The 25,099-nt window shown below is 35.2% G+C and carries 18 protein-coding genes, 2 pseudogenes and 3 other annotated features; of the genes and pseudogenes, 5 read left to right on the plus strand and 15 right to left on the minus strand.

What is annotated here, in order from left to right:
* Positions 1 to 85 precede the first annotated feature (85 nt).
* From KPL75_RS01280 to KPL75_RS01325, 10 genes are all read right to left on the minus strand, one after another.
* A complete protein-coding gene (locus tag KPL75_RS01280; RefSeq protein WP_219919086.1) occupies positions 86 to 1,708 on the minus strand; it encodes an ABC-F family ATP-binding cassette domain-containing protein in 1,623 nt (540 codons plus the stop codon).
* Between the two features lie 327 nt (positions 1,709 to 2,035).
* Positions 2,036 to 5,137 (minus strand): MMPL family transporter, encoded by a 3,102-nt coding sequence (locus KPL75_RS01285; protein WP_219919087.1) that lies wholly within the window; start codon positions 5,135 to 5,137, stop codon positions 2,036 to 2,038.
* Between the two features lie 144 nt (positions 5,138 to 5,281).
* The gene (locus tag KPL75_RS01290) at positions 5,282 to 5,848 is read right to left on the minus strand and encodes a TetR/AcrR family transcriptional regulator (RefSeq protein ID WP_002013443.1); all 567 of its coding nucleotides are present in this window, start codon (positions 5,846 to 5,848) and stop codon (positions 5,282 to 5,284) included.
* Between the two features lie 176 nt (positions 5,849 to 6,024).
* Positions 6,025 to 7,188, minus strand: a complete 1,164-nt coding sequence (eis, locus tag KPL75_RS01295) for a GNAT family N-acetyltransferase (protein ID WP_219919088.1) — start codon at positions 7,186 to 7,188, stop codon at positions 6,025 to 6,027.
* Between the two features lie 153 nt (positions 7,189 to 7,341).
* The gene (gene aroA / locus KPL75_RS01300) at positions 7,342 to 8,631 is read right to left on the minus strand and encodes a 3-phosphoshikimate 1-carboxyvinyltransferase (protein WP_219919089.1); all 1,290 of its coding nucleotides are present in this window, start codon (positions 8,629 to 8,631) and stop codon (positions 7,342 to 7,344) included.
* 16 nt (positions 8,632 to 8,647) lie between these two features.
* Positions 8,648 to 9,748 (minus strand): prephenate dehydrogenase, encoded by a 1,101-nt coding sequence (gene tyrA, locus KPL75_RS01305; protein ID WP_219919090.1) that lies wholly within the window; start codon positions 9,746 to 9,748, stop codon positions 8,648 to 8,650.
* Entirely contained in the window at positions 9,741 to 10,841 is a 1,101-nt protein-coding gene (gene hisC / locus KPL75_RS01310; RefSeq protein WP_219919091.1) for a histidinol-phosphate transaminase, read from the minus strand. The genes tyrA and hisC overlap by 8 nt, the downstream gene beginning before the upstream one ends.
* An 18-nt stretch (positions 10,842 to 10,859) precedes the next feature.
* Complete coding sequence (gene aroC / locus KPL75_RS01315; RefSeq protein ID WP_219919092.1) at positions 10,860 to 12,032, minus strand: chorismate synthase; 1,173 nt, start codon at positions 12,030 to 12,032, stop codon at positions 10,860 to 10,862.
* A 53-nt stretch (positions 12,033 to 12,085) separates the two neighbouring features.
* Positions 12,086 to 12,305: a binding site (T-box leader), on the minus strand.
* A gap of 9 nt (positions 12,306 to 12,314) precedes the next feature.
* Positions 12,315 to 13,391: a bifunctional 3-deoxy-7-phosphoheptulonate synthase/chorismate mutase gene (locus tag KPL75_RS01320; RefSeq protein ID WP_002147144.1), complete on the minus strand. Its 1,077-nt coding sequence runs from the start codon at positions 13,389 to 13,391 to the stop codon at positions 12,315 to 12,317.
* Positions 13,392 to 13,585: 194 nt separating this feature from the next.
* Positions 13,586 to 13,821, minus strand: a binding site (T-box leader).
* A gap of 54 nt (positions 13,822 to 13,875) precedes the next feature.
* Positions 13,876 to 14,112 (minus strand) — a binding site (T-box leader).
* Between the two features lie 108 nt (positions 14,113 to 14,220).
* Complete coding sequence (locus tag KPL75_RS01325; RefSeq protein WP_219919093.1) at positions 14,221 to 17,733, minus strand: DUF4020 domain-containing protein; 3,513 nt, start codon at positions 17,731 to 17,733, stop codon at positions 14,221 to 14,223.
* A gap of 150 nt (positions 17,734 to 17,883) precedes the next feature.
* Here KPL75_RS01325 and KPL75_RS01330 point away from each other — a divergent pair, with 150 nt between their 5' ends.
* Positions 17,884 to 18,321 carry a YndM family protein gene (locus KPL75_RS01330; protein ID WP_070170276.1) on the plus strand — a complete coding sequence of 146 codons (438 nt, stop codon included), beginning with the start codon at positions 17,884 to 17,886 and terminating at the stop codon, positions 18,319 to 18,321.
* Positions 18,322 to 18,449: 128 nt separating this feature from the next.
* Here the strand turns inward: KPL75_RS01330 and KPL75_RS01335 are convergent, their stop codons facing one another.
* Together KPL75_RS01335 and KPL75_RS01340 are read right to left on the minus strand one after the other, a co-directional pair.
* Entirely contained in the window at positions 18,450 to 18,980 is a 531-nt protein-coding gene (locus KPL75_RS01335; protein WP_219919094.1) for a cysteine hydrolase family protein, read from the minus strand.
* A 43-nt stretch (positions 18,981 to 19,023) separates the two neighbouring features.
* Positions 19,024 to 19,563 (minus strand): GNAT family N-acetyltransferase, encoded by a 540-nt coding sequence (locus KPL75_RS01340; RefSeq protein ID WP_219919095.1) that lies wholly within the window; start codon positions 19,561 to 19,563, stop codon positions 19,024 to 19,026.
* 216 nt (positions 19,564 to 19,779) lie between these two features.
* Between KPL75_RS01340 and KPL75_RS01345 the strand changes: the two genes are divergently transcribed.
* The gene (locus tag KPL75_RS01345; protein ID WP_201040291.1) at positions 19,780 to 20,283 is read left to right on the plus strand and encodes a kinase; all 504 of its coding nucleotides are present in this window, start codon (positions 19,780 to 19,782) and stop codon (positions 20,281 to 20,283) included.
* Positions 20,284 to 20,499: 216 nt separating this feature from the next.
* Here the strand turns inward: KPL75_RS01345 and entB are convergent, their stop codons facing one another.
* Together entB and KPL75_RS01355 are read right to left on the minus strand one after the other, a co-directional pair.
* On the minus strand, positions 20,500 to 21,966 hold the full coding sequence (gene entB, locus KPL75_RS01350; RefSeq protein ID WP_219919096.1) for a cell wall-binding protein EntB: 1,467 nt from the start codon (positions 21,964 to 21,966) through the stop codon (positions 20,500 to 20,502).
* 216 nt (positions 21,967 to 22,182) lie between these two features.
* A complete protein-coding gene (locus KPL75_RS01355; RefSeq protein WP_201040289.1) occupies positions 22,183 to 22,674 on the minus strand; it encodes a nitroreductase in 492 nt (163 codons plus the stop codon).
* A gap of 181 nt (positions 22,675 to 22,855) precedes the next feature.
* Here KPL75_RS01355 and KPL75_RS01360 point away from each other — a divergent pair.
* The 3 genes and pseudogenes from KPL75_RS01360 to KPL75_RS01370 form a co-directional block, all read left to right on the plus strand.
* Positions 22,856 to 23,241, plus strand: a pseudogene (locus KPL75_RS01360) (VOC family protein).
* A 52-nt stretch (positions 23,242 to 23,293) separates the two neighbouring features.
* A complete protein-coding gene (locus KPL75_RS01365) occupies positions 23,294 to 23,779 on the plus strand; it encodes a GNAT family N-acetyltransferase (protein WP_219919097.1) in 486 nt (161 codons plus the stop codon).
* A gap of 3 nt (positions 23,780 to 23,782) precedes the next feature.
* Positions 23,783 to 23,959: pseudogene (locus tag KPL75_RS01370) on the plus strand (BBE domain-containing protein); the annotation flags it as partial.
* 140 nt (positions 23,960 to 24,099) lie between these two features.
* Here KPL75_RS01370 and KPL75_RS01375 read toward each other — a convergent pair.
* A complete protein-coding gene (locus tag KPL75_RS01375; RefSeq protein WP_201040285.1) occupies positions 24,100 to 24,657 on the minus strand; it encodes a class I SAM-dependent methyltransferase in 558 nt (185 codons plus the stop codon).
* Between the last annotated feature and the right edge of the window lie 442 nt (positions 24,658 to 25,099).

Genomic DNA, 25,099 nt, shown 5'->3' on the forward strand with positions numbered 1-25,099 from the left:
TCCTATATTTAAATCAAAAAATAGTATTTCTTTTCAACAAAACCCCCGCTCTCATAAAGAGAGCGAGGGTTTTAATCATTCATTATTAACCTTTGTACATTGCATCAACTTGTTTTTGAAGTTCTTCATTTTCTAAGAACTCATCATACGTTGCTACCTTATCAACTACACCGTTTGGCGTTACTTCGATAATACGGTTTGCAATTGTTTGTACGAACTGATGGTCATGAGAAGTGAATAGTAATGTTCCTTTAAATGTGATTAAACCGTTGTTTAATGCTGTAATAGACTCAAGGTCTAAATGGTTCGTCGGATCATCTAATGTTAATACGTTTGCACCGCTTAACATCATTTTAGATAACATACAACGAACTTTTTCTCCTCCAGATAAAACAGAAACGTTTTTCTTTACTTCTTCACCAGAGAATAGCATACGGCCTAAGAAACCACGTAAGAAACTTTCTGATTCATCTTGTGGAGAGAACTGACGTAACCAATCAATTAAAGTGTAATCACTGTTCTCGAAGTACTCAGAGTTATCTCTTGGGAAATGAGCTTGAGATGTTGTTACACCCCATTTGAATGAACCGCTATCTGGCTCCATTTCACCCATAAGAATTTTAAATAATGTTGTCATTGCAATATCGTTACGGCCGATAAATGCAACTTTATCACCTTTATTTAAAGTGAAGTTCACATTATCTAATACTTTTTCTCCGTCGATTGTTTTAGAAATACCTTCAACCGTTAATAAGTCATTTCCTACTTCACGCTCTGGTGTGAAACCAACGAACGGATAACGACGTGATGACGGTCTAATATCATCTAATGTAATTTTATCTAATAATTTTTTACGAGAAGTTGCTTGCTTCGCTTTAGATGCGTTTGAGCTAAAGCGCGCAATAAAGTTTTGTAACTCTTTTACTTTCTCTTCTTTTTTCTTGTTAGAATCTTGCGTTAGTTTTAATGCTAATTGGCTTGATTCATACCAGAAGTCATAGTTACCAACGTACAATTGAATTTTACCGAAATCAAGATCAGCCATGTGCGTACATACTTTATTTAAGAAGTGACGGTCATGGGATACAACGATAACTGTATTATCAAAGTTCATTAAGAAGTTTTCTAACCATTGAATCGCTTTTAAGTCCAAATGGTTGGTAGGCTCATCTAGTAATAGAATGTCAGGTTGACCGAATAAAGCTTGGGCAAGTAATACTTTTACTTTCTCTGCCCCTGTTAATTCAGACATCTTTTTATCATGAATATCTTCGCCGATACCTAATCCTTTTAGAAGGATTGCAGCTTCTGACTCAGCTTCCCAACCGTTTAGCTCAGCGAACTCACCTTCAAGTTCTGCAGCACGCATGCCATCTTCATCACTAAAGTCTTCTTTCATGTAAATTGCATTTTTCTCTTGCATTACTTTATAAAGACGTGTGTGACCCATCATTACTGTTTCTAGTGCAGGGAACTCTTCATATTCGAAGTGATTCTGTTTTAATACTGCTAGACGCTCACCTGGCGTAATATGTATGTCACCTGTTGATTGGTCAATTTCTCCAGATAAAATCTTTAGAAATGTTGATTTACCAGCACCGTTTGCTCCAATTAAACCATAGCAATTACCTGGCGTGAATTTTATGTTAACATCTTCAAATAATTTGCGATCTGCGAAACGCAAACTAACGTTACTTACTGTAATCATTTGTGTCCTCCTACTAATACCGCTTATTTCAGCGTTTTCTCACCGATTGTCTTAAAAAATCGCATATTACGACTCAATTATTGTAGACTATAGCTATTATATAGTAGAAGCTGGATGAATAGCAACGGTTGATTAGCTTTCTACAATGAAATCGAATAGTTTTTATCCATTCCCCTAGCTTACATATATATATCATTGACCTCATTCTAATATATCCATTCGCTTCTCATTCTCTAATATATTGGATCACTTTTTTATTTCAAATTTTATATACAGAAAAGACTGTAGAGAAAACATTCCCTACAGTCTTTTCTTATTTCATATTTACTATTTCTCTTTATAACTCTTCAGTTTACTTGTTAACCCGATTAAAGCAGGTAACAACATTGGCATCACGATTACAGCTAATAGTAAAAGGGCAACGCCAACAACGGATGCTACTTGTATAAGCGTTAATACACCTGAGGGAATTAATGCTGCGAATGTTCCTCCTAAAATAAGTGCCGCCGATAATACAACCCCGCCAATATGGCGAGATGCATTTACAATTTTCGTTGCTGAATCCCCTTCTAGCTCATTGTATCGCATCATTACGAAAATGCTATAATCCACTCCTAGTGCAACAATCATAATGAAGCTAAAGAATGGAACATTCCAGCTTAGTGACTCAACATTTAATACATGTGTACTAATTAACTCACTTATACCAAGTGATGCGAAATACGCTAAAATTAATGATCCAATAATAAAGATTGTGTTTACGAATGAACGTGTAATCATGATTAATACAAGTGAAATACCGATTAACATAATAGTCGCTGTACGTAAGAAGTCTTTTTGTGTTACGTCTTTTAAATCCACGTTTCGAGCAGTTGTCCCGCCGATTGCTGTTTTCGTCGATTTTAATTCTGTACCATTTAACGTACCGTCTATCGTTTTATTAATCTCTTGTATGATTGGCATCGCTTCTTTTGAATACGGATTTACGTCTAAAATAATTGTCATTTTAGCAATTTTTCTATCATGTGACATGTACGTATTCAATGCTTTTTGGAAATCTTCTCCCGCTAAAACTTCTTTTGGAATATAAAATTTCTCAGAGCTTTTTGATTCATTAAGCTCGCCTAAATATTTCTGAGCATCCCCTAGGCCGTTACTTACCTTTCCAAGCCCTTCTGTACTTTTAGATAAGCCTGATTGTAATTGCCCCATCTTTTCTTGCAAATCCTTAAGCCCTGTTAAAAGTTGCCCTTGCCCATCGTTTATTTTCGTTAATCCGGATTGTAACTCAGTTGATTTGTTCGCAATTTGTTTTGAACCTGTAGCCCCTTCGCTCAATCCTTTGTTCAGCTCAGCAGCTCCTTTTTGTAACTTGGTAACTCCATTATTCATTTCTTTTAAACCATTATCGACTTTCAATAACGATTGATTCGCTTCTTTAAATGAATTCATCGCTGCTTTATGCTGCGTTGCTAATTGATTTAATTCTTTTGAAAGTCCAGTTAATTGTTTTTGAGCTTCTTTAGCAATTCCTAATGTTTGCTGTATGTTCGGATCATTTGCTAATTCTGGTTTTGTTTGAATGAAATTGTTCATTAACGTTTCAATTTGTTCATATCCTTTTTTCGCACCATCAATCGCTTGAGAAATACTTCCGAAGTATTGATCGTAAGAACTTAAACCTTTTTCTAACTGCTTATAACCAGCATGAAGCTGCGAAGTTGCATTTGAAAGGGCATTGATATTTCCGTTTAATGATGATAGCCCATCCTCTATTTGCTTCGCCCCTTGTGCCCCATTGTTTATTCCATTCGATAATTGATTTAAAGCTGTTCCTAATGCTGATACACCGTTTTTCGCTTCGTTCGTTCCATCAATTAACTTTTGAACATTTGCAAGACTATTTGAGTCATTACTACCCATTTTATCTTTCGCATCCGTTAAGCCATCATTAATTTCCTTTATGCCACCATTAGCATCGCCTAAACCAGTATTTAGTTCTCCCGCTTGTTTATTTAAATATAATTCTTTTATCTTATCACCAGTTGGACGCGTCGGTGAATATACTTCTGAAACACCTTTAACTTTCGAAATTTTATCAGTTAGTTCATCTAAAGTTTGTAGAGAAGTCGCCTCATCTAAATTTTTATCCGATTGAATGACTAACGTACTTGGTGAAGAGAAACCAGGTGGAAAATGATCTTCTATTACGTTAATCCCCATTTTTGATTCATATTTATTATCCACTTCAAATAAATCATTGTAATTAAGAGTATTCGAATACTTTAATACGAAAGGAATCGATATCACAAATACAATGATTAAAGCGACAAAAGGTCTTGCTACTGAGTTTTTCGCAAAGAAACCCCATAAACGACTATCCTCGTGTCCTTTAAATGTTTTAACTGGATAAAACATTCCTTTTCCTAATAACACCATAAAAAATGGGTTTAATGTCGTTAATACGAGTAGTAATACTGCGACACCAATTGCTACTGCTGAAGTAGATTGATATAATTTAAAACTCGCTAAAGCAAGTGATGCAAAACCAATTAGCACTGCTATCCCGCTATATACAACGGTTTTACCTGCCGATTTAAATGTTTCTTTCGTAGCCAAAAATGCATTTTCTTGTTTACTCAATTCTTCTTTAAATCTTGTATATAATAAGATGTTATAGTCTGTTCCCACTCCAAATAGTACGACGACTACAAACACTTGTGTAAAGTTTGAAAACGGGAAATTAAATTGATCAACTAGATGAGCAATAATCCCCATTGAAACTAAATACGATACACCAACTGTAAGAAGCGAAACAATCGGAACAATTGGTGAACGAAATACAATGATTAATACAACAAGAATGAAAATGATTGAAATAATTTCTGTCTTTTTCACTCCCTCTTGAGAGGATTTAAGAAAATCACCCGCTATTAAATCGCTTCCTGTCAAATACGTTTTAACACCTTCTAGTTTAATTTTATTTTGAAGTCCGTTTACAAGTTTTGATATTTCACCATGTTTTTTATCTACTGATATTTGAGTTAAAATAGTCGTATTATCTTTAGAAACTAACTGTTTTTCCAAGTCTTTATTATCTAGATGTGAAACAACTTCCTTTATTCCCAATTGATCTTTTTCACTTTGTAAAGCGTTGATTGTTTTTGTTATTTCCTCTTTTTGCTCAGTAGTTAAGGCTGCTTTATTGCCACTATTAAAAACGGCTATAATTTCATACTTTTCAGCCCCTTCTTTATCCATTTCTTTGATCATCTTGTCAGCAATACTGCTTTGTTCTGTATTAGGGATTGTAATTTTCCCTTTTTCCTTCACTAATTTATCCATATTAGGCATAGTTACGATCATTGTAATAGTAATAACTATCCATAATAGAAAAGATAAACTTCTCCAACTTTTTAACTTGCTCATTTGAATCATCTCCCGTTTCTAGAGTTTTATGTCAGTTTCGGAATGAATATTCATTCCTATCATTCTATTAGATTATCTTCAAAACCCTATTAAATTATTCTTTCCGGAATGAATATTCATTCCTATCCTTATAAAGCTATAGAATCAAATGATTCTAATAGCATTCCAAGAGCTTTCTTCCAATTCTTTTACTAATTCTTTTGAGTATTCTAATTGCCCTGTCGCCATTACTTTTATTAATTTTTCAAGCGGTTGATATACAATAATAATTAAAGCAATTATAGGCAATGGACGAAGAAAACCTTTTTCGATTCCATCTTCAATAATATTCATAAAAAAGCCTATAAAATCATCAAATATTTTCTTACTCTGTTCATCAAGAAAATAACTATCACAGTGAGAATTTGTAAAAAGAAAAGCATCCACATTGTTTCTCGCAAATTCAAATAAACGGTTATACGTATGACTAAACTGTTCACGAATATTTGCTTCAACAGGAAAATCAGTCTTTATTGTTTCAGATAGCTGTAGCATGCTTTTTGAAAATAATGAGTTAACGAGTGCCTCTTTATTTTCAAAATAGCGATAAATAGTACCAGCGCCGACATTTGCTTTTTCAGCGATCATCGGAATTGTCGTACCATCGTAACCACGCTCTGCGAAAAGTTTTATAGCAGCATCAAAAATATCCTCTTGCTTATTTTTAGCCATTTTTCTCACCTCAATTTTCAGGAATGAAAATTCATTCCGTTTTTAATTATAAATTACATGAATTAAAAGTCAAGTGGTTAACATTCATAATGCTTCGTTAAAAGCAGCAATGTACTATGACTAATTATAGTACATTGCTATTTAAACATTAGTATGCCGCACAAAGCTTTACAAAATTAAAAGAAATCATAAATAAACGGCTTACGCACCGGCACTACATTCTCAAATGCACGTATCTCCTCTTCGCTACCGCTTATTAAGTCTATTTCATTTAATTCTAGCGGTTGCTTGTAACCAAACATAATAGTAGATAACGCATTAATATCGATTTGAATTCCATTTTCTTTTGCTGTTTCTTCTTTAACGATTGTTATTTCATTATTTTTAAGTTGAACCGTTACGTTATTCCACGGAGCAAATGAATCTGTAATATGTAAAATTACTTCTTGCTCTTCGTTGTTCCAGTTCCATTCATATTGTTTGAAAAACTGTTCTACATCTACAATTCTCCCCATGAAATATGGAGTTACTTCTGCTTTTACTCGTGGTTCTTGTAATGTGTAAAGAAGTGGTTCTGTCTCACTTAGTATCATTTCTAGATCTTTAATCATAGAATCATGTTGGCAGATGAAGTTCCAAAGACCATTTCTCGCTTCATTATGTAATGGGACAAATTCTTTTACTGTCATTTTAGAATTCTCTATTTTGTATAACATGTAACCAGCCGCCGTTTTATTTTCATCATAGTAAACTGCCAATGTTAAATCATGATACACCGCTTGTAGCCACCATTTACGTCCGCGAACTAACATACCAGAAAATCGTTCTGCAAATGTTTCATATAGATTCTCTACTTCTTCTGGATGATTATCTTTACTAAAACGTTTCACTGTACCATTCACTTGTTTTTTAATTATTAAATCGCTCTTTGTCATCTGACATACGATTCGATTCGCACAAAGTTCCCAGCCGTATTTACGATAAAATGAAACGGCAAATGGATGTAACATCGATACACTATATCCATCTCTTTTCATAGTTTGCAGTGAATGCTGAAGTAACTCTTTTACATATCCACTTCTTCTATGTTCCGGATACGTCGCTACCCCCGCAACGCCGCCCATTTTAAACTTTTCTTTTCCTATGTAAATATGAAAAGGAATTAAGTGCAACTTTGCTGCTAACTCTTCACCTTCCATAATGCCATATACTTGATGACTTTCCTTCATTCGTGTAAGTTGTTGCTGCACTCGTTCTTCATTTACTTTATATTGAAAAGCATATTCTGATAAGGCTAGTGCTTCTCTGAACTTATCTTCTTTTAACTGTATGACGTTCATATAATTCTCCTCCATTCCCTGTTTGAATTGTACCATAATTCTTAATATTATAGTTCGGTAAGTGAAGCTACACAGACGTTTCAACAAAAGATATCGATTTAATAACAATCTAACATAAAAAAGCAGATACATTGCATATCTGCTTCCATCACTTTATTTAGCTAACGTTTGAAGCTCTTCAAAAAATGTAGGATACGATACACCTACTGCTTCTGCATCTTCAATTGTTGTTTCTCCTTCAGCTATACAGCCAGCAATTGCAAGCATCATGCCAATGCGATGATCTCCGTGACTATGTACTGCACTACCTTTTAAAGTTGATTTTCCGTAAATAATCATTCCATCATCAGTTGCTTCTATGCGAGCCCCTAGTTTTGTTAATTCAGCAACGACTGTATCGATACGATTCGTTTCTTTCACTTTTAACTCGTGTGCATCTTTAATGACTGTAATTCCGTCTGCTTGTGTTGCTGCTAGTGCGATAACTGGAATTTCATCGATTAATCTTGGGATTATATCTCCACCGATCTCGATACCTTTTAGTGAAGATGTTTCTATTGTAATGTTTGCAGCTGGTTCTGATGCACCTTCGTTAATTGGCTCTACAGTAAATGTAGCACCCATTTTCTCTAAAACATCAATAATACCTGTACGAGTTGGATTCATTCCTACATTTTGTAATAGTAGTTTACTATTTGGGATAATTGCGCCTGCTACTAAGAAAAATGCCGCTGATGATACGTCACCCGGAACTTGAACGTCTGTTCCTTTTAGCTTTTGTCCACCGGCTAGTTTTACAGTTTTCTCCACGCGAGTTACTGTAACGCCAAACGCTTCAAGCATTCTTTCTGTATGATCACGCGAAATGTGAGGTTCTGTAACAGCTGTTACACCTTCTGCACGAAGGCCTGCAAGTAAAATAGCTGATTTCACTTGCGCACTTGCGACAGGTGAAGTATATTGAATCGCTTTTAAATCACCACCCCGTATTGTGAGTGGCGTAAACGTTCCTTCTTCTCGGCCATCAATTTTTGCACCCATTTGCTTAAGTGGATTTGTTACACGTTTCATTGGTCTTTTTGCAATAGACTCATCGCCTTGTACACAAGAAAAGAATGGTGTGTTTGCAAGTATTCCTGACATTAATCGAATCGTTGTACCAGAATTACCAACATCTAATACAGCTTTTGGCTCTTGTAAACCTTCTAATCCATTTCCAATTACCGTAACTTCGTCTCCATTTTGTGTTATCTCTACTCCCATTTCTTTAAAACAAGAAATGGTACTTAAACAATCCGCACCAGGAAGAAATCCTTTAATTGTTGTTTTACCTTCCGCGATTGCGCCAAACATGACAGCGCGATGGGAAATTGATTTATCTCCAGGGATTGTAATTGTGCCATTTAATCCGTTATTTACAGTTTGTACTGTTTTTTCTTTCACGTTGTCACCCTCCTCATTAAATTGTTTCATACGTTTGGTATTCTTCTTTTCCGAGCGCGATTTTTGCCTGCGTTCGATCCTCTTCTCTTTGGAAACTAATTCGTAAAACTCCGAGCAATCCTTCTCGCGCTTCTAATATTTGCAAGTTTGTTATACTAATTTCTTCTTCTGCTAGAATACTCGTAATATGAGCTAATGCCCCTACTTTATCTAAAACATCGACGTATAAGTCGTGATAGGCAGGAATAGCCCCTCTTTTTCGAACTGGTAAAGAGTCACGATATTCTTTCGCATCTGCAAAATAACTTTGTATTTCTCCTGCATCTCCTTTAGAAACCCTCTTATATAGTTCTTCCATTTCTGAAATCCATTCTTCTAATAGTTCCAATAAATGCCCGCGATTTTGCTTTACGATATCACTCCACATTTTCGGACTACTTGATGCAATACGTGTTATATCTTTAAATCCGCCTGCCGCTAGTTGATGAATAAGCGGATTATCACCAGCATGTTTCTCAACTTGTTTTACTAATCCTGCTGCGATTAAATGTGGGAAATGACTAACTATTCCTGTTACATAATCATGTTCTTTTGTATTTAATACGAGAAAATGAGAACCTGTTCCTTTTAACCATTCTTTTAGCTCGTCTACTTGATCCGCCTGCACGTGATTCATTGGCGTTAAAATGTAAAATGCGTTTTCAAAAAGGTGTGCCTTTGCACTTTCAACTCCTGTTTTGTGAGAACCTGCCATCGGATGACCGCCGATAAATGAAACTTTCTTTGTTAATAAAGCTTCCGCTTCATTCATGATTGTCCCTTTCGTACTTCCTACATCGGTAACAATGACATCTTCTCGTAAATGAAATGATGCAAGTTTGTGTAATAACTTCTTCGTTTCTTCAACTGGAGAAGCAAAGACAATTAAATGTGCCTCTTCACATGCACGCTGTAAATCTACTGCTACTTCATCTACTACATGCAATTCTTTCGCGCGCTCTACTTGCTCTTTAAATATGTCATAACCTGTTATCGTTACATCGTGCTCTTTTTTAATCGCTAATGCAAGTGAGCCTCCTATTAATCCAGTACCGATTAATACTACCTTTTTACACATTTGCCTCATCTCGAGACTTACCTTTTTTATTTTCAAAGTGTTGTTTTAACACTGAAATCACTCCTTCATTTTGTTCCCTAGTTCCGATTGTAATACGGACACCATTTGGGAACGGACGAATAATAAATCCTGCGTGTGCACAAGCTTCATAAATCTCTCCACCATTATCTACTGGTAAGAAGATGAAGTTTGTTTGCGACGGATAAAATGGAATTTCGTTTTCCTTACAAAAACTTTCGTATTGTTGTAATCCCTCTGTATTAACACGTACAATTTCTTCAATAAATGCTTCATCGTTAAATGCAATCGTCGCTGCTTTTTGCGCTAATGAAGATACGTTAAATGGCAAACGTACGACATTTAATTTCTCGATTAACTCTTCCTGTCCAATCGCATAACCAACACGGAAAGAAGCTAATCCGTACGCTTTAGAAAACGTTCTAAGTACAAGAATGTTGTTATGTTTTTCTAGAAGCGGTAATGTCTCAGGGAAGTCTTTTGCTGTTACGTATTCATAGTACGCTTCATCAATGACAATTAACGTATTTTCACTAATACTTTCAATGAATTGAGTCAATTTTCGCTCATTCACATATGTGCCTGTCGGGTTGTTCGGATTACAAATCCAAACGATTTTTGTATTGTTATCAACTACTGACGAAATTTCGTCTAAGTCGTATACACCGTTATTTAAAGCAACTTCTTTCACTTCACAGCCTTCAATAATTGCATGATGACGGTACTGAGGGAATGTCATGCCAGCAGTTACGATATTATCTCCATTGCAGAGCACGGCACGGCTTATAATTTGAATGATTTCATCAAGTCCACTACCACAAAGCACTTGTTCGACTTGTACTTGTAGTTTCTTTGCGATCGTTTGACGGAGCGTTGTAGCACCTCCGTCAGGATATAAAGCATGTTCCTCCCACGATTTTTGTAATTCTTCTAAAACACGTGGTGAGCAGCCAAATGGATTTTCATTTGATGCTAACTTTACAAATGAATGATCTCCGTACACTTCTTTCATTTGTTCAGGTGATTTACCTGGTTTATATGGTTGTAATGATGATAGTTGATCTTTTACTTGCATGTTAAACCCACCCTTTTATTAAAATTCTTTTGCGTATTTGTTATGTTGCGAAATGTTTTGCTTTAGTAATTCCATGCGATCTTTTCCGAATTGTTCGACTAGTGCATCTGCAAGTTCCCATGCAACGACAGCTTCAGCTACAACACCTGCTGCTGGTACTGCACAGCTATCAGATCTTTCAATACTTGCTTGGAACGCTTCTTTCGTATCAATATCTACACTTGCTAACGGTTTATATAATGTAGGAATTGGCTTCATTACGCCTCTTACGACAATTGGCATTCCCGTTGTCATACCGCCTTCTAAACCGCCCGCATTGTTCGATTTTCTCGTGTATCCTTTTTCTTCATCCCACAAAATTTCATCGTGTACTTTACTTCCTGGCTGTCTTGCTGCTTCAAAGCCAATTCCGATTTCAGCACCTTTAAACGCATTCACGCTCATAATAGCACCGGCAAGTTTTGCATCTAATTTACGGTCGTAATGAACATAGCTACCAACGCCAATTGGCATACCTTCTGCAATGACTTCGACAATGCCGCCTATAGAATCTCCGCTGCTTTTCGCATCATCAATCGCATCCATCATTTCTTGTTCTACTTCTTTATCTAAACAACGAACTGGTGAATTTTCAGTTATCGTTTGAATTTCTTCAATTGGTAAGTTTGAAATACGCTTCGCTTGTACCCCACCAATTTCAAGAACATGCCCTGCAATTTCCACGCCTAATTCTTTCAAAATTTGTTTCGCAACTGCACCAGCAGCTACACGAACTGTCGTTTCTCTTGCAGATGAGCGCTCTAATACGTTTCTTATATCACGATGGCCATATTTAATTGCTCCGTTTAAATCCGCATGTCCTGGACGTGGTTTTGTAATTGTACGTTTCATTTCTTTACTTTCTTGCTCCGAAATCGGGTCTGCACCCATTACTTTCGTCCAATGTTTGAAATCATCATTTTTTACGATTAACGTAATCGGTGAGCCAAGTGTCATCCCGTGACGAACACCACTTACAATTTCAACTGTATCTGTTTCAATTTGCATGCGTCTTCCGCGCCCATGCCCTTTTTGTCTTCTTAATAATTCTTTATTAATATGTTCCGCTGTTAGTGATAAACCTGCTGGTACACCTTCTAAAATAACTGTTAACTGCGGACCATGTGATTCTCCAGCTGTAATGTATCTCATTTCTCTTGCCCCTTTACTATTTTTTTGTACAAAAAAGTCCCTACTGAGCGCTCAGTAGGGACGATGTTTATCGCGGTACCACCCTAGTTGTAGACTTATTTCGTCTACCTCTCTTCTTCTTTAACGATCGTTTGACCGTCTTTCCCTCCAATAGTTGGCGGAAAAGATGCTCCAAGGCTGTAATTCATGCTTACCTTTGTACTGATTCACACCGGCCATCAGCTCTCTTTAACAGTGAGATAAGCACTACTGTTTCCTCTTCAGCGCATATATGATATGGAATTAAGATAATTTATTTTTGAAACCTTTTAACTCATCCATGAATCTATGGAATTCTGGAATATCCATTTGTTGTGCAGAGTCTGATAATGCAACTGCTGGGTCTGGATGTACTTCAGCCATTACTGCATCTGCTCCAATTGCAAGTGCCGCTTTCGCTGTTGGTAATAATAGATCTCTACGTCCAGTTGAATGCGTCACGTCAACGATAACTGGTAAATGTGTTTCTTTCTTTAAAATCGGTACTGCTGATATATCTAATGTGTTACGTGTCGCTCTTTCGTATGTGCGAATACCGCGCTCACATAGAATAATTTGGTCGTTACCTTGTGCAATAATGTATTCCGCTGCATTGATGAACTCATCAATTGTTGCTGCTAAACCACGTTTTAATAATACTGGCTTGTTAACTTTACCTACAGCTCGTAGTAAATCGAAGTTTTGCATGTTACGTGCGCCAACTTGAATTACATCAACGTATTCTAATGCCATTTCCACATCGTTTGGATTTAAAATTTCACTAATAATCGCTAAGTCGAACTCATCTGCTACTTGGCGTAAAATTTGTAAACCTTCTACTCCTAAGCCTTGGAAATCGTATGGAGATGTTCTTGGTTTGAAAGCACCACCGCGCATTAATTTTAAACCTTGGTCTTTCATCGCTTGCCCTACTTGGCGAACTTGCTCTAAGCTTTCTACTGCACAAGGTCCCATGATGAACGTTTGTGTTCCGTTTCCAATCAATTCGCCTTTCACATTAACGATTGTATTTTCTTTTTTCTTTTTACGTGATACTAGTAACGCTTTACGGTTATCATCTTCTTGTAATTCTAAGCTTGCTTTGAAAATCGTTTTGAAAATATGCTGAACTGTTGATGTTTCGAATGGTCCTTCGTTATGCTCTTCGATCATATCAAGCACTTCACGCTCACGTACTGGGTCAAAACGTTTCGTACCTTGTACTTGTTTTTGTTCCCCGATTTTTTGAACGATTTCACCGCGTTTGTTTAATAAGTGTAATAGTTGTAAGTTAATTTCATCTACCTGTTTACGTAATTGATCTAATTCATGATTTGCCATTTGGAAATCCTCCTCTAATGTTTTAAAAGTATAGTAAGAGAATAAAAAATTCTCTATTTTCTGAACTGGTTAATTATACAAATTTAAAGTGGAATCGATACCTCTTCTTATTTTAAACTAATAATTACCACAAAGACACTAACTACTAGTTAAAAATCGCTTTTTTTGTACAAAAAAGCCCTACTGATTGAATCAGTAGGGACGATATTTATCGCGGTACCACCCTAGTTGTAGACTTATTTCGTCTACCTCTCTTCATTGTTAACGATCATCTGACCGTCTTTCCCTTCATAAAGACAATACTATCTTTACTACGAAAAAGATGCTCCAGGACTGTAATTCGCTCTTGTTTTTGTACTGGTTCGCACCACCCACCAGCTCTCTGTTACAGGGAAACAACAACTACTGCTTTTCCTTTCAACGCATGACTATTATATTTTCAAGTTGGACCGTCAAAATACAAAAAGTCCCTACTGAATAAATCAGTAGGGACGATATTTATCGCGGTACCACCCTAGTTGTAGACTAACTTTCCGTCTACCTCTCTTCACTGTTAACGATCAATTGACCGCTCTTTCTTCATAAAGACAATCGTATCTTTACTACGAAAAAGATGCTCCAAGACTGTAATTCATGATTATCCCTGTACTGGTTCACACCAACCACCAGCTCTCTGTTACAGTAAGACTAACCACTACTGTGATCTCTTCATTGCACTTTGTTTATTCAAATGTTTTTGAAATTGAATAAGTATGATTCGTATTATAGAACGCTTTTCAAAACACTGTCAACAACTTTTTGTTTTTTTTTTTGAAATTCCGTTTTCGCCCTATGATTCCTCTTGTAAATTCTCCGTTACAATTCCGATGCGAATCATCTCATTCTCTATTAAATTAAATACATGTCTTTCTACGCCATACTTGGTTAATAGTTCTTTTATTTGTATGATTTCACTTTCAAGTAAATCGGTTTCTTGACACGTCTGAAGTAAAGTGAAAAACACATTTGCATACAATTCTTTATACGCTTTCATACTCTCTTTCTTTTCAAGTATCTCGATAAATAATTGTTTCATTTCTTCTTGATTACATTGTCCTTCCACACCTTGAAATTTACTCGAAATAATATTTAATCCTTTTTCTAAAACCTCATCCATGCATAAAACAATACGTAAAAGCATTATATATTCTCTCGTTGATATTACGCCCATTTTCGGACGTTCTCTTAAAAATACACTAAGCCACGCTGTCCAAAATTTTTGTTGTTCCTTACCACTTAACGTTTTTACGTAGTAGCATAAATACTGCATAAATTTAATTTTATTCTCTTCGTTTTCTTGCATCAAAAGTGGATATAACCAATCTGTTTTTTGCTCCCAATATAATACACATTTAATAAATACAAAGCTAAGCCATTTTAAAAATGCTTCTCTCGTATATGGATGTAGTGTATCTAAATGTTCTACCGCATACTTAATATATCGCCTTATTTCTGTAAACAAAGGTACATTAATTTGCGTATAACATAATCCCGCCCACGCATATTTCGTAAGCTCACTTTCTTTCTTTAAATCTAAGTAAGGTAATAAATTTTTTCGACACCATTGCTTCTCAATATGGTATAAAAACGTAATATCTGCTGTTAAACGAGCAAACATAAAGTTCGTTCTTTCCGAAGTACCCCTTACCTGCTCCTCAAATAAAAATAAATATTCATACACGTTGCGATCGTATAAATGATCATATGCTAACAGCTTTAGTAATACAGCAGTCATCTTCCCAACAGGATGCTGAATAGATTCATTGTAAAACTCTTGTTTTCCAATCTTAAAATCCGATTCCCCTCTCATAACTTGTGGAAGTACAGAAAAAGAAAAACGTTTTACAATCCGTATACTATTTTCATCTAACTCTTCTAATCGATTACTAATTTCATATAGAAAATTACTAATTAACCAATGAAAAGCAGTATTTCTAACAAACTTCTGCAATAACGGTATAATCTTTTGAATTTGTTCATTCGTCAAATTTCTGTTATTTCGCCACTCTCTAATACACACAAACCATACTTCATTACTAATTTCGTGCACGCCTACTAGTTGATAAGCAAACGAAATACTCCACTCTACATTCAATTTACACGCTTTTGATAACATCTCTGAAAAATGGCGTTGTTCAAAAACACCATCTCTTGAAAATTGCCGAACTTGCTCCATTATTTCATCGTCTTTAAGCTGCAGTAATCCATCAGCTGTTACATTGCATGTAATACGTTGTTCATTTGCCTCTTTCTTTGGAACACTGTATTGATTTGAAGAAAAATGAGGGTTTTTCTGTTTCATTAGCTCGTATCCTTCCCTCGTACACTTACTATTCGGATCACACGTGAATAGTAAGTCTAATAGAAGACAAACATCAAACGCCCTCTCTTCTGCAAGGTACTCTAATACATGTTGAATTACTTCTTCTTTAGTTTCTTCTAAAGCATCTGCGTAATAATTTTTTAAAAGTTGAAACACTTCATGTTTACATGTGAAATCTAAAAGAACATCTGCATGCAACAACCACTTCAGTTTGTCATCCGCTACAACGAATACATTATTAATCATTGCTTCAATCGCAATTTGCTTTTGAAGTACACTATCAGTTTCTATCATTTCTGTAATATAATAATTTGCTTTTTTCTCATTGTTTTCACATAAATATGTAAGACACTCTTTTACAATTCGAATTAAAAATGTAAAGTCATTTTGCTGTAACTCCTGCTCTGAAATTTCTCTATCTCTTTTTTTCAGTGCATGTTGTCTTAATGACAATAGTTGTATCTTTTCTAATCCCATAACCATAATTGGATTTGCATAGTATGCAATATGTGGTCTCATTTTCTCTTTCCAAATTCGCTCCACATGAGAAAAAATAGGCATCGGTATACGACTCGATTCCTCGAGTTCAATCGACTCTTGCGTATCATTTCCCCATCTTCTTACACGCTTCAATTTTAGTTTTCCATCTAAAATAAACGTTAATAGCAACAAGCCAATTTCTTTATGCTCAGGGAAAGAACATTTTTGCAATAAATATGTAATCATTTCAATAGAGCTACTGTCTTTCTCTGCTGTTTCTAATAAAAGCAATGTCCATCTTGCAAACAACAAAGGGTCCATCGTTTCTTTCGTTTCGTTTAAGTAAGTACAAATTATTCGCCACCATAACGGGGATATTTTAGAATGATTTTTAAAAATCAATTGAAATAGTTCTTTTTGATGACTAAATAGAAATTGCTCCACTAACCATCCCGCAAGCAATTCATCTACTTCATCATAATTTGCTGTAAGCAGAAATAAATTTCTTAGTTTCCCTTCTGCTTCAAGCCATTCCACCCATTCATAATCACGAGCAAATTCAACGAAGTACCGAACGGTTTCAATTTTTTTTATTGACTGTTTTATATACGATAATTGCTCCTGTTCTACTGATGGAGGAACGGTTACAATATCACGAATACGCATTCTTTTCGTAATATAATTATCCCCCATTAATTCCGCCCACCGCTTCACCGCTTTCACAAGTGCCTGATGATTATTTGCTTTATTCGGATACACAATCGGTCTTATCCCTAAATGCTCCCAATGATATGTATTATCCCCTTGTGCGACGAAAGCATAACGCCTTGTACTCGGTGGTAAGCCTGTTGCTAAATATTTCATTACAGGATCATTATGACTATACCCAACGAATAAAACAGTGTAATTTGAAAATAAATCAACTAAAAATCGTCTCGCCCATCCTTCTGTTAAGTAAGCCCTTCCAAAATCACCATCCGTTAAAATTAAAGCTTCTTTCTCTTGTTCTATATTCCCATGTATGTAAGCCAACCCTTTAAACGCTCTCCCTGTCGGTAAAGCAGGTGCATAATAAATATTCAGCCCTCTATTCATTTCTGCAATTACAGACGTAAAATGTTGATCAAAGTTTGTCGTTACAATTCGAACATCCGTATCTAACGGAAACAGCCTTGGAATCGCATAGTGTAATGAATTTGGTTTTGATTTTTCTATATTAACGAGGTCTTTTGCAACTTGATGCACATCTTTCGTTTTCGCAATTTTACCGAGATAATAATCGTGGGGTTCTGTCATCTCACGCCTTTCGACATATAAAGCTTTCGAAATTTCATCAACTAAATCATCGAAATTCGGTAAGTTTGATTTCCCCTTCATAGAAACTCCTGCTCCAACGAATAATACTAACTTCCCTTGTTCAAGGTGATCGATTAACTCATCTGGAATTTCTACTTCTGAAGTAATCCACATCCCGGATTCCCCCTTACCTAAAAATGTCATACGCTCTCATTTCACTATAACATTTTTTAATTGTTTTTTTAATATTTAGATAAGTTTTCGACGTGATAAAGTTTTATATAAATTAAACCGTTCCAATGTATGAACTCCTGAATTTATTGTAAAACTATGTATAAATGGGAGGTGTAAATATTGAGTGATATTACTGTAATACTTATCAAATTTATATCATGCATCATCGCTTTTAGTATCGGACTAGCTCTATTTTTCCCAGCAACGCTCGTCCAAATCATTTCTTTTAGTCTCTTCGTCACAATCGTTTCTTATATGTTTGTTGATAAAATTATTTTAAATCGAATTGGCAATTCCGCTGCCATTATGACGGATTTCTTACTTACGTATTTAAGCGTTTGGATTTTCGGTAATATTTTATTAGACAACTACATGCAAATTGCATGGGGCAGTATCCTTTCTGCCATCGTCTTTACATTATCAGAAGTAATCGTCCATCGCTTTTCTAATTCCCACACAAGGCATAACAATGATAACATTCGAATTAATCGCCGTTTTGCATATGGTACGGAGTTCGCTGAAGAACAGAATGTGTTGGATAAAGATAAGAAAAAGTAACATTTTGATAAAGGAGCTCCCTTTTTAATCATGTGGGCTCCTTTTTCTGTACAATCATTTCGGTACATGAAATTATATAAACTTACCGACAATATTTGATATGTTATCTTCAAATAAAAAACTGCCTCTTATTTAGAGACAGCCACTTTCAAATCTTTTAACGTAACAACATCAGCAAATGCTCCAAACACTAAGTTATGATGTTTCACAATATCTTCAGCACGCAATACATCTGTATCAAACGTACTATGCGCATCACTCACTAATGTTACTTTATACCCTTCACTAAACGCTCTGCGCGTTGTCGTATCCACACAGTACTCTGTTTGCATTCCTGAAATAATAACGTGTTCAATTCCTTTTTCTTGTAACAGTTCGTTTAAGTTCGTCTTATAGAATGAATCTGGCGTCGTCTTTTCAACAATATTGTCTCCTTCTCGCGGTACAATCGCCGCATGGATTTGCCAGCCTTCTGTACCTTTTTCTAACGGATCATCTTTTGACCCATTATGTTGAACATAAATAACTGGAATATCATTTGAACGACATTCCCCAATAAGCTCTTGCAACGTTTCTAAAAACTTTTCCCCATTATGTACTGGCATTCCAGCTGTATACATACCTGCTTGCACATCAATTACTATTAATGCTTTTTTCATTTCGCGCATCCCCCTTTGTTTGTATAAGCCCTTACATAAAGTATTATAATTGTTTATATTCCATCATCCAACAATTTTCTAATTTCCCCTCATGTAACTCATGTTCCTTTAAAACCTTCACTTTTTTAAATCCGCATTTTTCATAACACTTTATCGCGCGTTCATTATTTACTTTAGGGTCCATTGCGATTGCTTCCGCTCCCAAATTCTCCATAATGTATGTAATCGCTGCTTGAACGAGTTTTGTTCCAATTCCCTTTCCCCAATAGAGTGGTTCACCGATAAATTGGTCCATTCCCCATAGATTATGCGATTCTTCATATCCATATAACGCTTTCCATTCAGCATCAACTGGATACATTTGAATGTAACCGATCGGCACTTCATCGAATTCTATTAAACATCTTTTTTCATTACTGTTTGGATGATGTATAAAATGATCGAGTACCTTTTCTACAGATTGCGGATTATCGCGTCCTTCGTAATACTGTAAAACTTCTGGATCTGTTAACCATTTTGAAATGATAGGTGCATCGTTTTTTATTACGTATCTAACTAATAATTGTCCCTTTTGGAATAACATAGGTCACCTCCTTATTAGTTACTCTTATAATAACTTTTCTATATGCGGATAGTAAATTTTCAAACCAGCTTTACTTGCATAATCCCACAATAAGAAATTATTCTGTTCAACTTATACTGAGTATCATAAACTATTACTTAACTAAAAGAATGTTTCCCATAATGAAGTTCTTTTGTAGCAAGACCTAAAAAACTAAAACATTTTGGAGATGAGACTTTGAAATCAACATTAATCATCCTTCGGGGAAACTCCGCAAGCGGCAAGACAACTATCGCAAAAGAACTGCAAGAATATTTTGGCCAAGGGACACTTCTAGTCTCTCAAGATGTCGTGCGTAGAGATATGCTAAAAGTGCACGACACAATGGGTAACTTATCTCATGATTTACTATTTGAAATTACGAAGTACGGAAAAGAAAAATGCGAATTTGTTATTTTAGAAGGAATATTAAACAGTCGTAGATACGGTGATATGTTGAAAGAATTAATACAGTATTTCGACGACAACGCTTTTACATACTACTTCGATTTATCATTAGAAGAAACGATTAGACGACATAATACGAGAGAAAAACGGTATGAATTTGGTGAGGGCTCCCTATGGAAATGGTATAATCCGCACGATACACTTGAAGTGAATAGAGAAACTATTTTTACAGATAATTTCACACAAAAAGACATATTTCATGCAATTCTTAATGAGGTTACAAAACAAAAATAAGACTGACAGAATGAGTCAGTCTTATTCTTAATAGTTGTATTTTATAGACATGATACAAGTTTCATTTTTTATTTATGTTTTAGTGCAGATTTAGTAATACTCCCTTTAAAACTCCTATATTAAATCAACATGGTTTTTCAATGAATCACATTAACTCAAAAAATAAAAGCCAGTCTCAATAAAGAGAACTGACTTCTTTTTGGATAACTATCGTTATTATAGAACTTTTACTTTAACAGTTTGTCTTCCCCAATTCATTGCCTTACTTTTTGAACCCATTAAAACATCAATACGATTACCTTTAATTGCACTACCAGTATCACCAGCGATTGCTTCACCATAATTTTCTACCCATACTTTTGATCCTAATGGAATTACTTTCGGATCAACTGCGATAATTCTCATATTCGGATTAGCCGTTAAATCATGCCCCATCGCAGTTAAAACGCGTCCACCATATGTACCATTTTCACTTGGATCAGCAGTATAAGCTGTCGCTACTACCGTTAGCTCACGTTTAGCAGACTGTGTGTTATTTTTAGATACTTCTTTTGCTTTTGCTTCTTCCTTAGCCATTGCTATTTCTCGTGCTTTCGCTTCTTCCTTAGCCATTGCTATTTCTCGTGCTTTCGCTTCTTCTTTTGCTTTGGCTATTTCTTGCGCTTTCGCTTCTTCCTTCGCTTTGGCTATTTCTTGCGCTTTCGCTTCTTCCTTAGCCTTTGCTATTTCTTGCGCTTTCGCTTCTTCTTTTGCTTTCGCTATTTCTTGTGCTTTTGCTTCTTCCTTCGCTTTGGCTATTTCTTGTGCTTTCGCTTCTTCTTTTGCTTTCGCTATTTCTTGTGCTTTTGCTTCTTCCTTAGCCTTTGCTTCTTCTTGTACTTTTACTTCTTCCCTAGGCTTTGCTTCTTCTTGTACTTTTACTTCTTCCCTAGGCTTTGCTTCTTCTTGTACTTTCGCTTCTTCCCTAGGCTTTGTTACTTCTTGTATTTTTACTTCTTCCCTAGGCTTTGCTTCTTCTTGTACTTTCGCTTCTTCCCTAGGCTTTGCTTCTTCTTGTACTTTTACTTCTTCCCTAGGCTTTGCTTCTTCTTGTACTTTCGCTTCTTCCCTAGGCTTTGCTTCTTCTTGTACTTTTACTTCTTCCTGCGCTTTTGCTACTTTCTGCGTTTTGGCTTCTTCCTTTGCTTTTACCGCTTTTTGTACTTTCGCTACTTTCTTCGTTTTCTCTTCAGCTTTCTTTTCACTTGGTGCTGTACTTGATAGGAAAGAAACATTTGCATAAGCTGTTTTTCCTTTATACTCAAATTGTAGCCATCCATCTTTAACTTGATGTGTTGATTCAATTACATCATCTTTTTTCAGTCTGCCAAGAATTTCTGATTCCGTGTTTGCTTCAGTACGTACATTTAATAGGTTTGCTGTTACATGATAAATATCTTTTGTATACTCCGAACTTACAAACAATTCTTTACCATTTAGATCAATTTTTGACCATCCTTCTTCAGTATGTATGACCTTTAACTTTTGTCCTTCTTTTACTTTTTCGACAACTTTTGATTCCGTAGTTGGCTTTTCACGTACGTTGAGTACATCCGCTGTTACGATAGTTTCTGCAATAGCAGATGTGGTAAAAGCCCCCAATCCAAGAACTGTTGCTGTTGCTGCGCCAATTATTTTTTTCATATTAGCCTCCATTGCGTTTTTTTGAGTTCTATCAAATGCTTCCATAAAATTAGGTGATTTCATGGAATATCAAAACATTCGCAATCGTATATTGATATCGCTTAATATACTGCTATTAGAACCCTTCGCTTCAATAGTATCAAATTCTCATTTTTAATTCTATAAATTATAAATCTACTTACCTTATATAAACGTTTCCTATCTTTCTTTTTTATACTAAATAGTTGTCGCAATTCCTGCCAGAAATAAACTTACAATTGCTAAAAATGGAGTACCCACTATAGCCCCTCTTAAATGAAACATATAATCTTTATATCCCTTCATCCCATCCGTACAAGGAATAACAACAAACCTCGGGGTAATCCAGCAAAAAATAAGCCAGTCGATTATTAATAAATCTACTAAATTGAAAATCATTAAAATACCAAAAGTATGTAAATAGGCCTCAATATACAATAATGTTTCATGTTGATTTAGTATATAGGTTGAAACGAAAGGAGTACCGAAGAGAATCACATTGTATGCAATATTAAAGTAAATCGTTTGCTTTTTTTCATGAATTGATTTCGGAAAAACTACCTTTTGAATATCTTTCGGATAATCATTTAACGAAAGACGAGGATTATAATATAAAGACCCCAAAATCATTACAGAAAGTACAATAGACATGATTACACCAATGTACATCATTTGCTCTAATTGACTCATAAGCCTCATTCACCCTTTTCAGTAATTACTATGTAGATCATTCACTTAATTACACATTGTATGTACGGATACAACCAAAAATTAACAATTGTCTTTTTTCACCAAATCAAATTTCTTGCAATGTACATGCAACTTTTATACAGTGGAAGCCTAATTAGTACAGATAGGATTGGTGAAACCTATGAAAATCGAACATATCGCAATTTGGGTAAATGATTTAGAATTAATGCGTACTTTTTATACGAAGTATTTCAACGGTAAAGCAAACTCTTTATATCATAACGAAGCAAAACAATTTGAATCTTATTTTATTACGTTCGAATCTGGAACGCGGATTGAACTTATGCGTAAAAAAGGTATAGAAAACGAACCTAACCTAACCTTAATATAACTGGCTATGCACATATAGCTTTCTCTGTTGGAAGTGAAGAACGTGTGAATGAACTGACAAAAACGTTAAAAGAAGCTGGTTATCCTTTATTAAATGGACCACGTTTCACTGGAGATGGCTATTACGAAAGTGTAATAAACGATCCAGAAGGCAATCAAATTGAAATTACGATTTAACTTATCTTTTTCTTTTCTGAAGTACAAATGAAAATTAGTTTGGAGGAAGCATATGCATAAGCTACACTTCAAAAAATTTGAAGCAACAGATTTTAATCACTACTTCCTGCTCGTATCAAATGAAAGAGTAATGGCACAAATTACAGAGCGCACCATTCCGTTAGATAAAGCACAAAACGACTATGAAAAATTGTTAAGGCGCAATGAAAAACATAAACTGTATGGATCTTATAAAGTTTATAACAGTGCAACAAATGAATTTATCGGACTTGGACATATAACAGTAAATGAGGATGATTTTAAAGAAGCTGAACTTGGTTATATGTTATTGCCAGAACACTGGGGAAAAAGATATGGTAGTTGTATTGCAAGAGAATTAATTGAAATAGCGAAGCATACTGATGTAAACGTACTAAAAGCAATTATCGATCCGAGCAATATCCCCTCTCGGAAGATTTTACTAAACGTTGGTTTTACATCTGAAAAAGTTTGCGAGATTGATGGATTGCCTGGGGAGATTTTGAGTACATATATTTAACTATACAAAAAGGTGATGCTACCATACACAAAAGGCGTTTACGTTAATACACCTGACCTTTCCATTAAAGACTGGCCAGATGCTTACTACAGCTGTAACTTTGACCGGTTAATGGACATAAAGGCTAAATATGACCCGAAAAATGTTTTCAACTTTCCGCAAAGTATTCCGCCTTTTTAATAGTCCAAAATGAAAGTTATAGTTTGTATTTCTCACGAAAAAACGAACGATTTTCACAGGGAAAATCGTTCGTTTTTTATGTTGGAAATAATTCATTTCTTTTGCATGATAGTGATTTGGTTTCGCGCCTTCCCATCAACTTACATAAAGCAAGTGAACACGAAAGCCGGTGGAATATTCCAGTTTATTTTCTTCACCTCAATATTTGCAAAAAAAGAACGGAAAAATTGTTGTTTAAAGCGTGTATATTGGAAAGTAATAAATTTCCCTTCTTCCCCTAATACTTCTTTTGTTACCTGTAATATCTTTGTAGAAGTATCAAGGGATAAACTGGTAAATGGCAATCCTGAAATAATATAATCCACTTGGGTAATTTTATATTTCTGAACATACTTTTCCGTATATTCGGCAGAATCATGAATAATGTACACATTTTCCATGTGTGAATATCGCTCTTGAAGTATACGGTAAAACTGTACGTTATTCTCAATGATTAACAATACTGTTTCATTATGTTTATGTTGAATGAGCTGTTCCGTAAACACTCCAGTTCCTGGTCCATACTCAATAATGCATTTTGCTTGTTCAAAATTTATAGGGGCTACCATTTGTTTTGCAAGTTGCTTAGAACTTGACAATACTGCTCCTACAGTTCTTGGGTGCTTTATATATTCACTTAAAAAATGTAGTACATGCATAGTCTTCTTCCTCTTTCCTTGTAGGATACAAGGTATACACTACTAAAAAAATATTAAAATCTGATGAGAAATACATAAGATATTCTTAATGTCCCCTAAATACAAAAGACACTTAATCGATTAGTCACACATGCTTTAACATGGGGAAACAAGTATAATAGCGCCAAACACTTGTTATAATGACGGTCTTGGCATGTGAGTCATGCTTGTAAAGACTCCATGTCAAACTATTATTTTGCAGAAAACGACCAACGTAGGATATCAAATGAAGAGTATCAATTTTGCTGTATTTTCAATGTCGCGAACAAAAAAAGGATATACTTTTTTAACTGTATTTGTTAAATAAAAAAGACACTTTAGAAATTTCTTTTTTTCATCTTATTTTAATGATTTTTTCATCCAAATTTCATCTGAATCTCATTCTTATTAGTTACACTCTGTT

This window comes from Bacillus sp. NP247 (assembly GCF_018966865.1).
Classification (GTDB): Bacteria; Bacillota; Bacilli; order Bacillales; family Bacillaceae_G; genus Bacillus_A.

Excerpts from the sequence above, each read along its gene's own strand:
- KPL75_RS01280 (WP_219919086.1), bottom strand. The coding sequence starts at position 1,708 with ATGATTACAGTAAGTAACGTTAGTTTGCGTTTCGCAGATCGCAAATTA.
- KPL75_RS01285 (WP_219919087.1), bottom strand. The coding sequence starts at position 5,137 with ATGAGCAAGTTAAAAAGTTGGAGAAGTTTATCTTTTCTATTATGGATA.
- KPL75_RS01290 (WP_002013443.1), bottom strand. The coding sequence starts at position 5,848 with ATGGCTAAAAATAAGCAAGAGGATATTTTTGATGCTGCTATAAAACTT.
- eis (WP_219919088.1), bottom strand. The coding sequence starts at position 7,188 with ATGAACGTCATACAGTTAAAAGAAGATAAGTTCAGAGAAGCACTAGCC.
- tyrA (WP_219919090.1), bottom strand. The coding sequence starts at position 9,748 with ATGTGTAAAAAGGTAGTATTAATCGGTACTGGATTAATAGGAGGCTCA.
- hisC (WP_219919091.1), bottom strand. The coding sequence starts at position 10,841 with ATGCAAGTAAAAGATCAACTATCATCATTACAACCATATAAACCAGGT.
- aroC (WP_219919092.1), bottom strand. The coding sequence starts at position 12,032 with ATGAGATACATTACAGCTGGAGAATCACATGGTCCGCAGTTAACAGTT.
- KPL75_RS01320 (WP_002147144.1), bottom strand. The coding sequence starts at position 13,391 with ATGGCAAATCATGAATTAGATCAATTACGTAAACAGGTAGATGAAATT.
- KPL75_RS01325 (WP_219919093.1), bottom strand. The coding sequence starts at position 17,733 with ATGACATTTTTAGGTAAGGGGGAATCCGGGATGTGGATTACTTCAGAA.
- KPL75_RS01335 (WP_219919094.1), bottom strand. The coding sequence starts at position 18,980 with ATGAAAAAAGCATTAATAGTAATTGATGTGCAAGCAGGTATGTATACA.
- KPL75_RS01340 (WP_219919095.1), bottom strand. The coding sequence starts at position 19,563 with ATGTTATTCCAAAAGGGACAATTATTAGTTAGATACGTAATAAAAAAC.
- entB (WP_219919096.1), bottom strand. The coding sequence starts at position 21,966 with ATGAAAAAAATAATTGGCGCAGCAACAGCAACAGTTCTTGGATTGGGG.
- KPL75_RS01355 (WP_201040289.1), bottom strand. The coding sequence starts at position 22,674 with ATGAGTCAATTAGAGCAAATGATGTACATTGGTGTAATCATGTCTATT.
- KPL75_RS01365 (WP_219919097.1), top strand. The coding sequence starts at position 23,294 with ATGCATAAGCTACACTTCAAAAAATTTGAAGCAACAGATTTTAATCAC.
- KPL75_RS01375 (WP_201040285.1), bottom strand. The coding sequence starts at position 24,657 with ATGCATGTACTACATTTTTTAAGTGAATATATAAAGCACCCAAGAACT.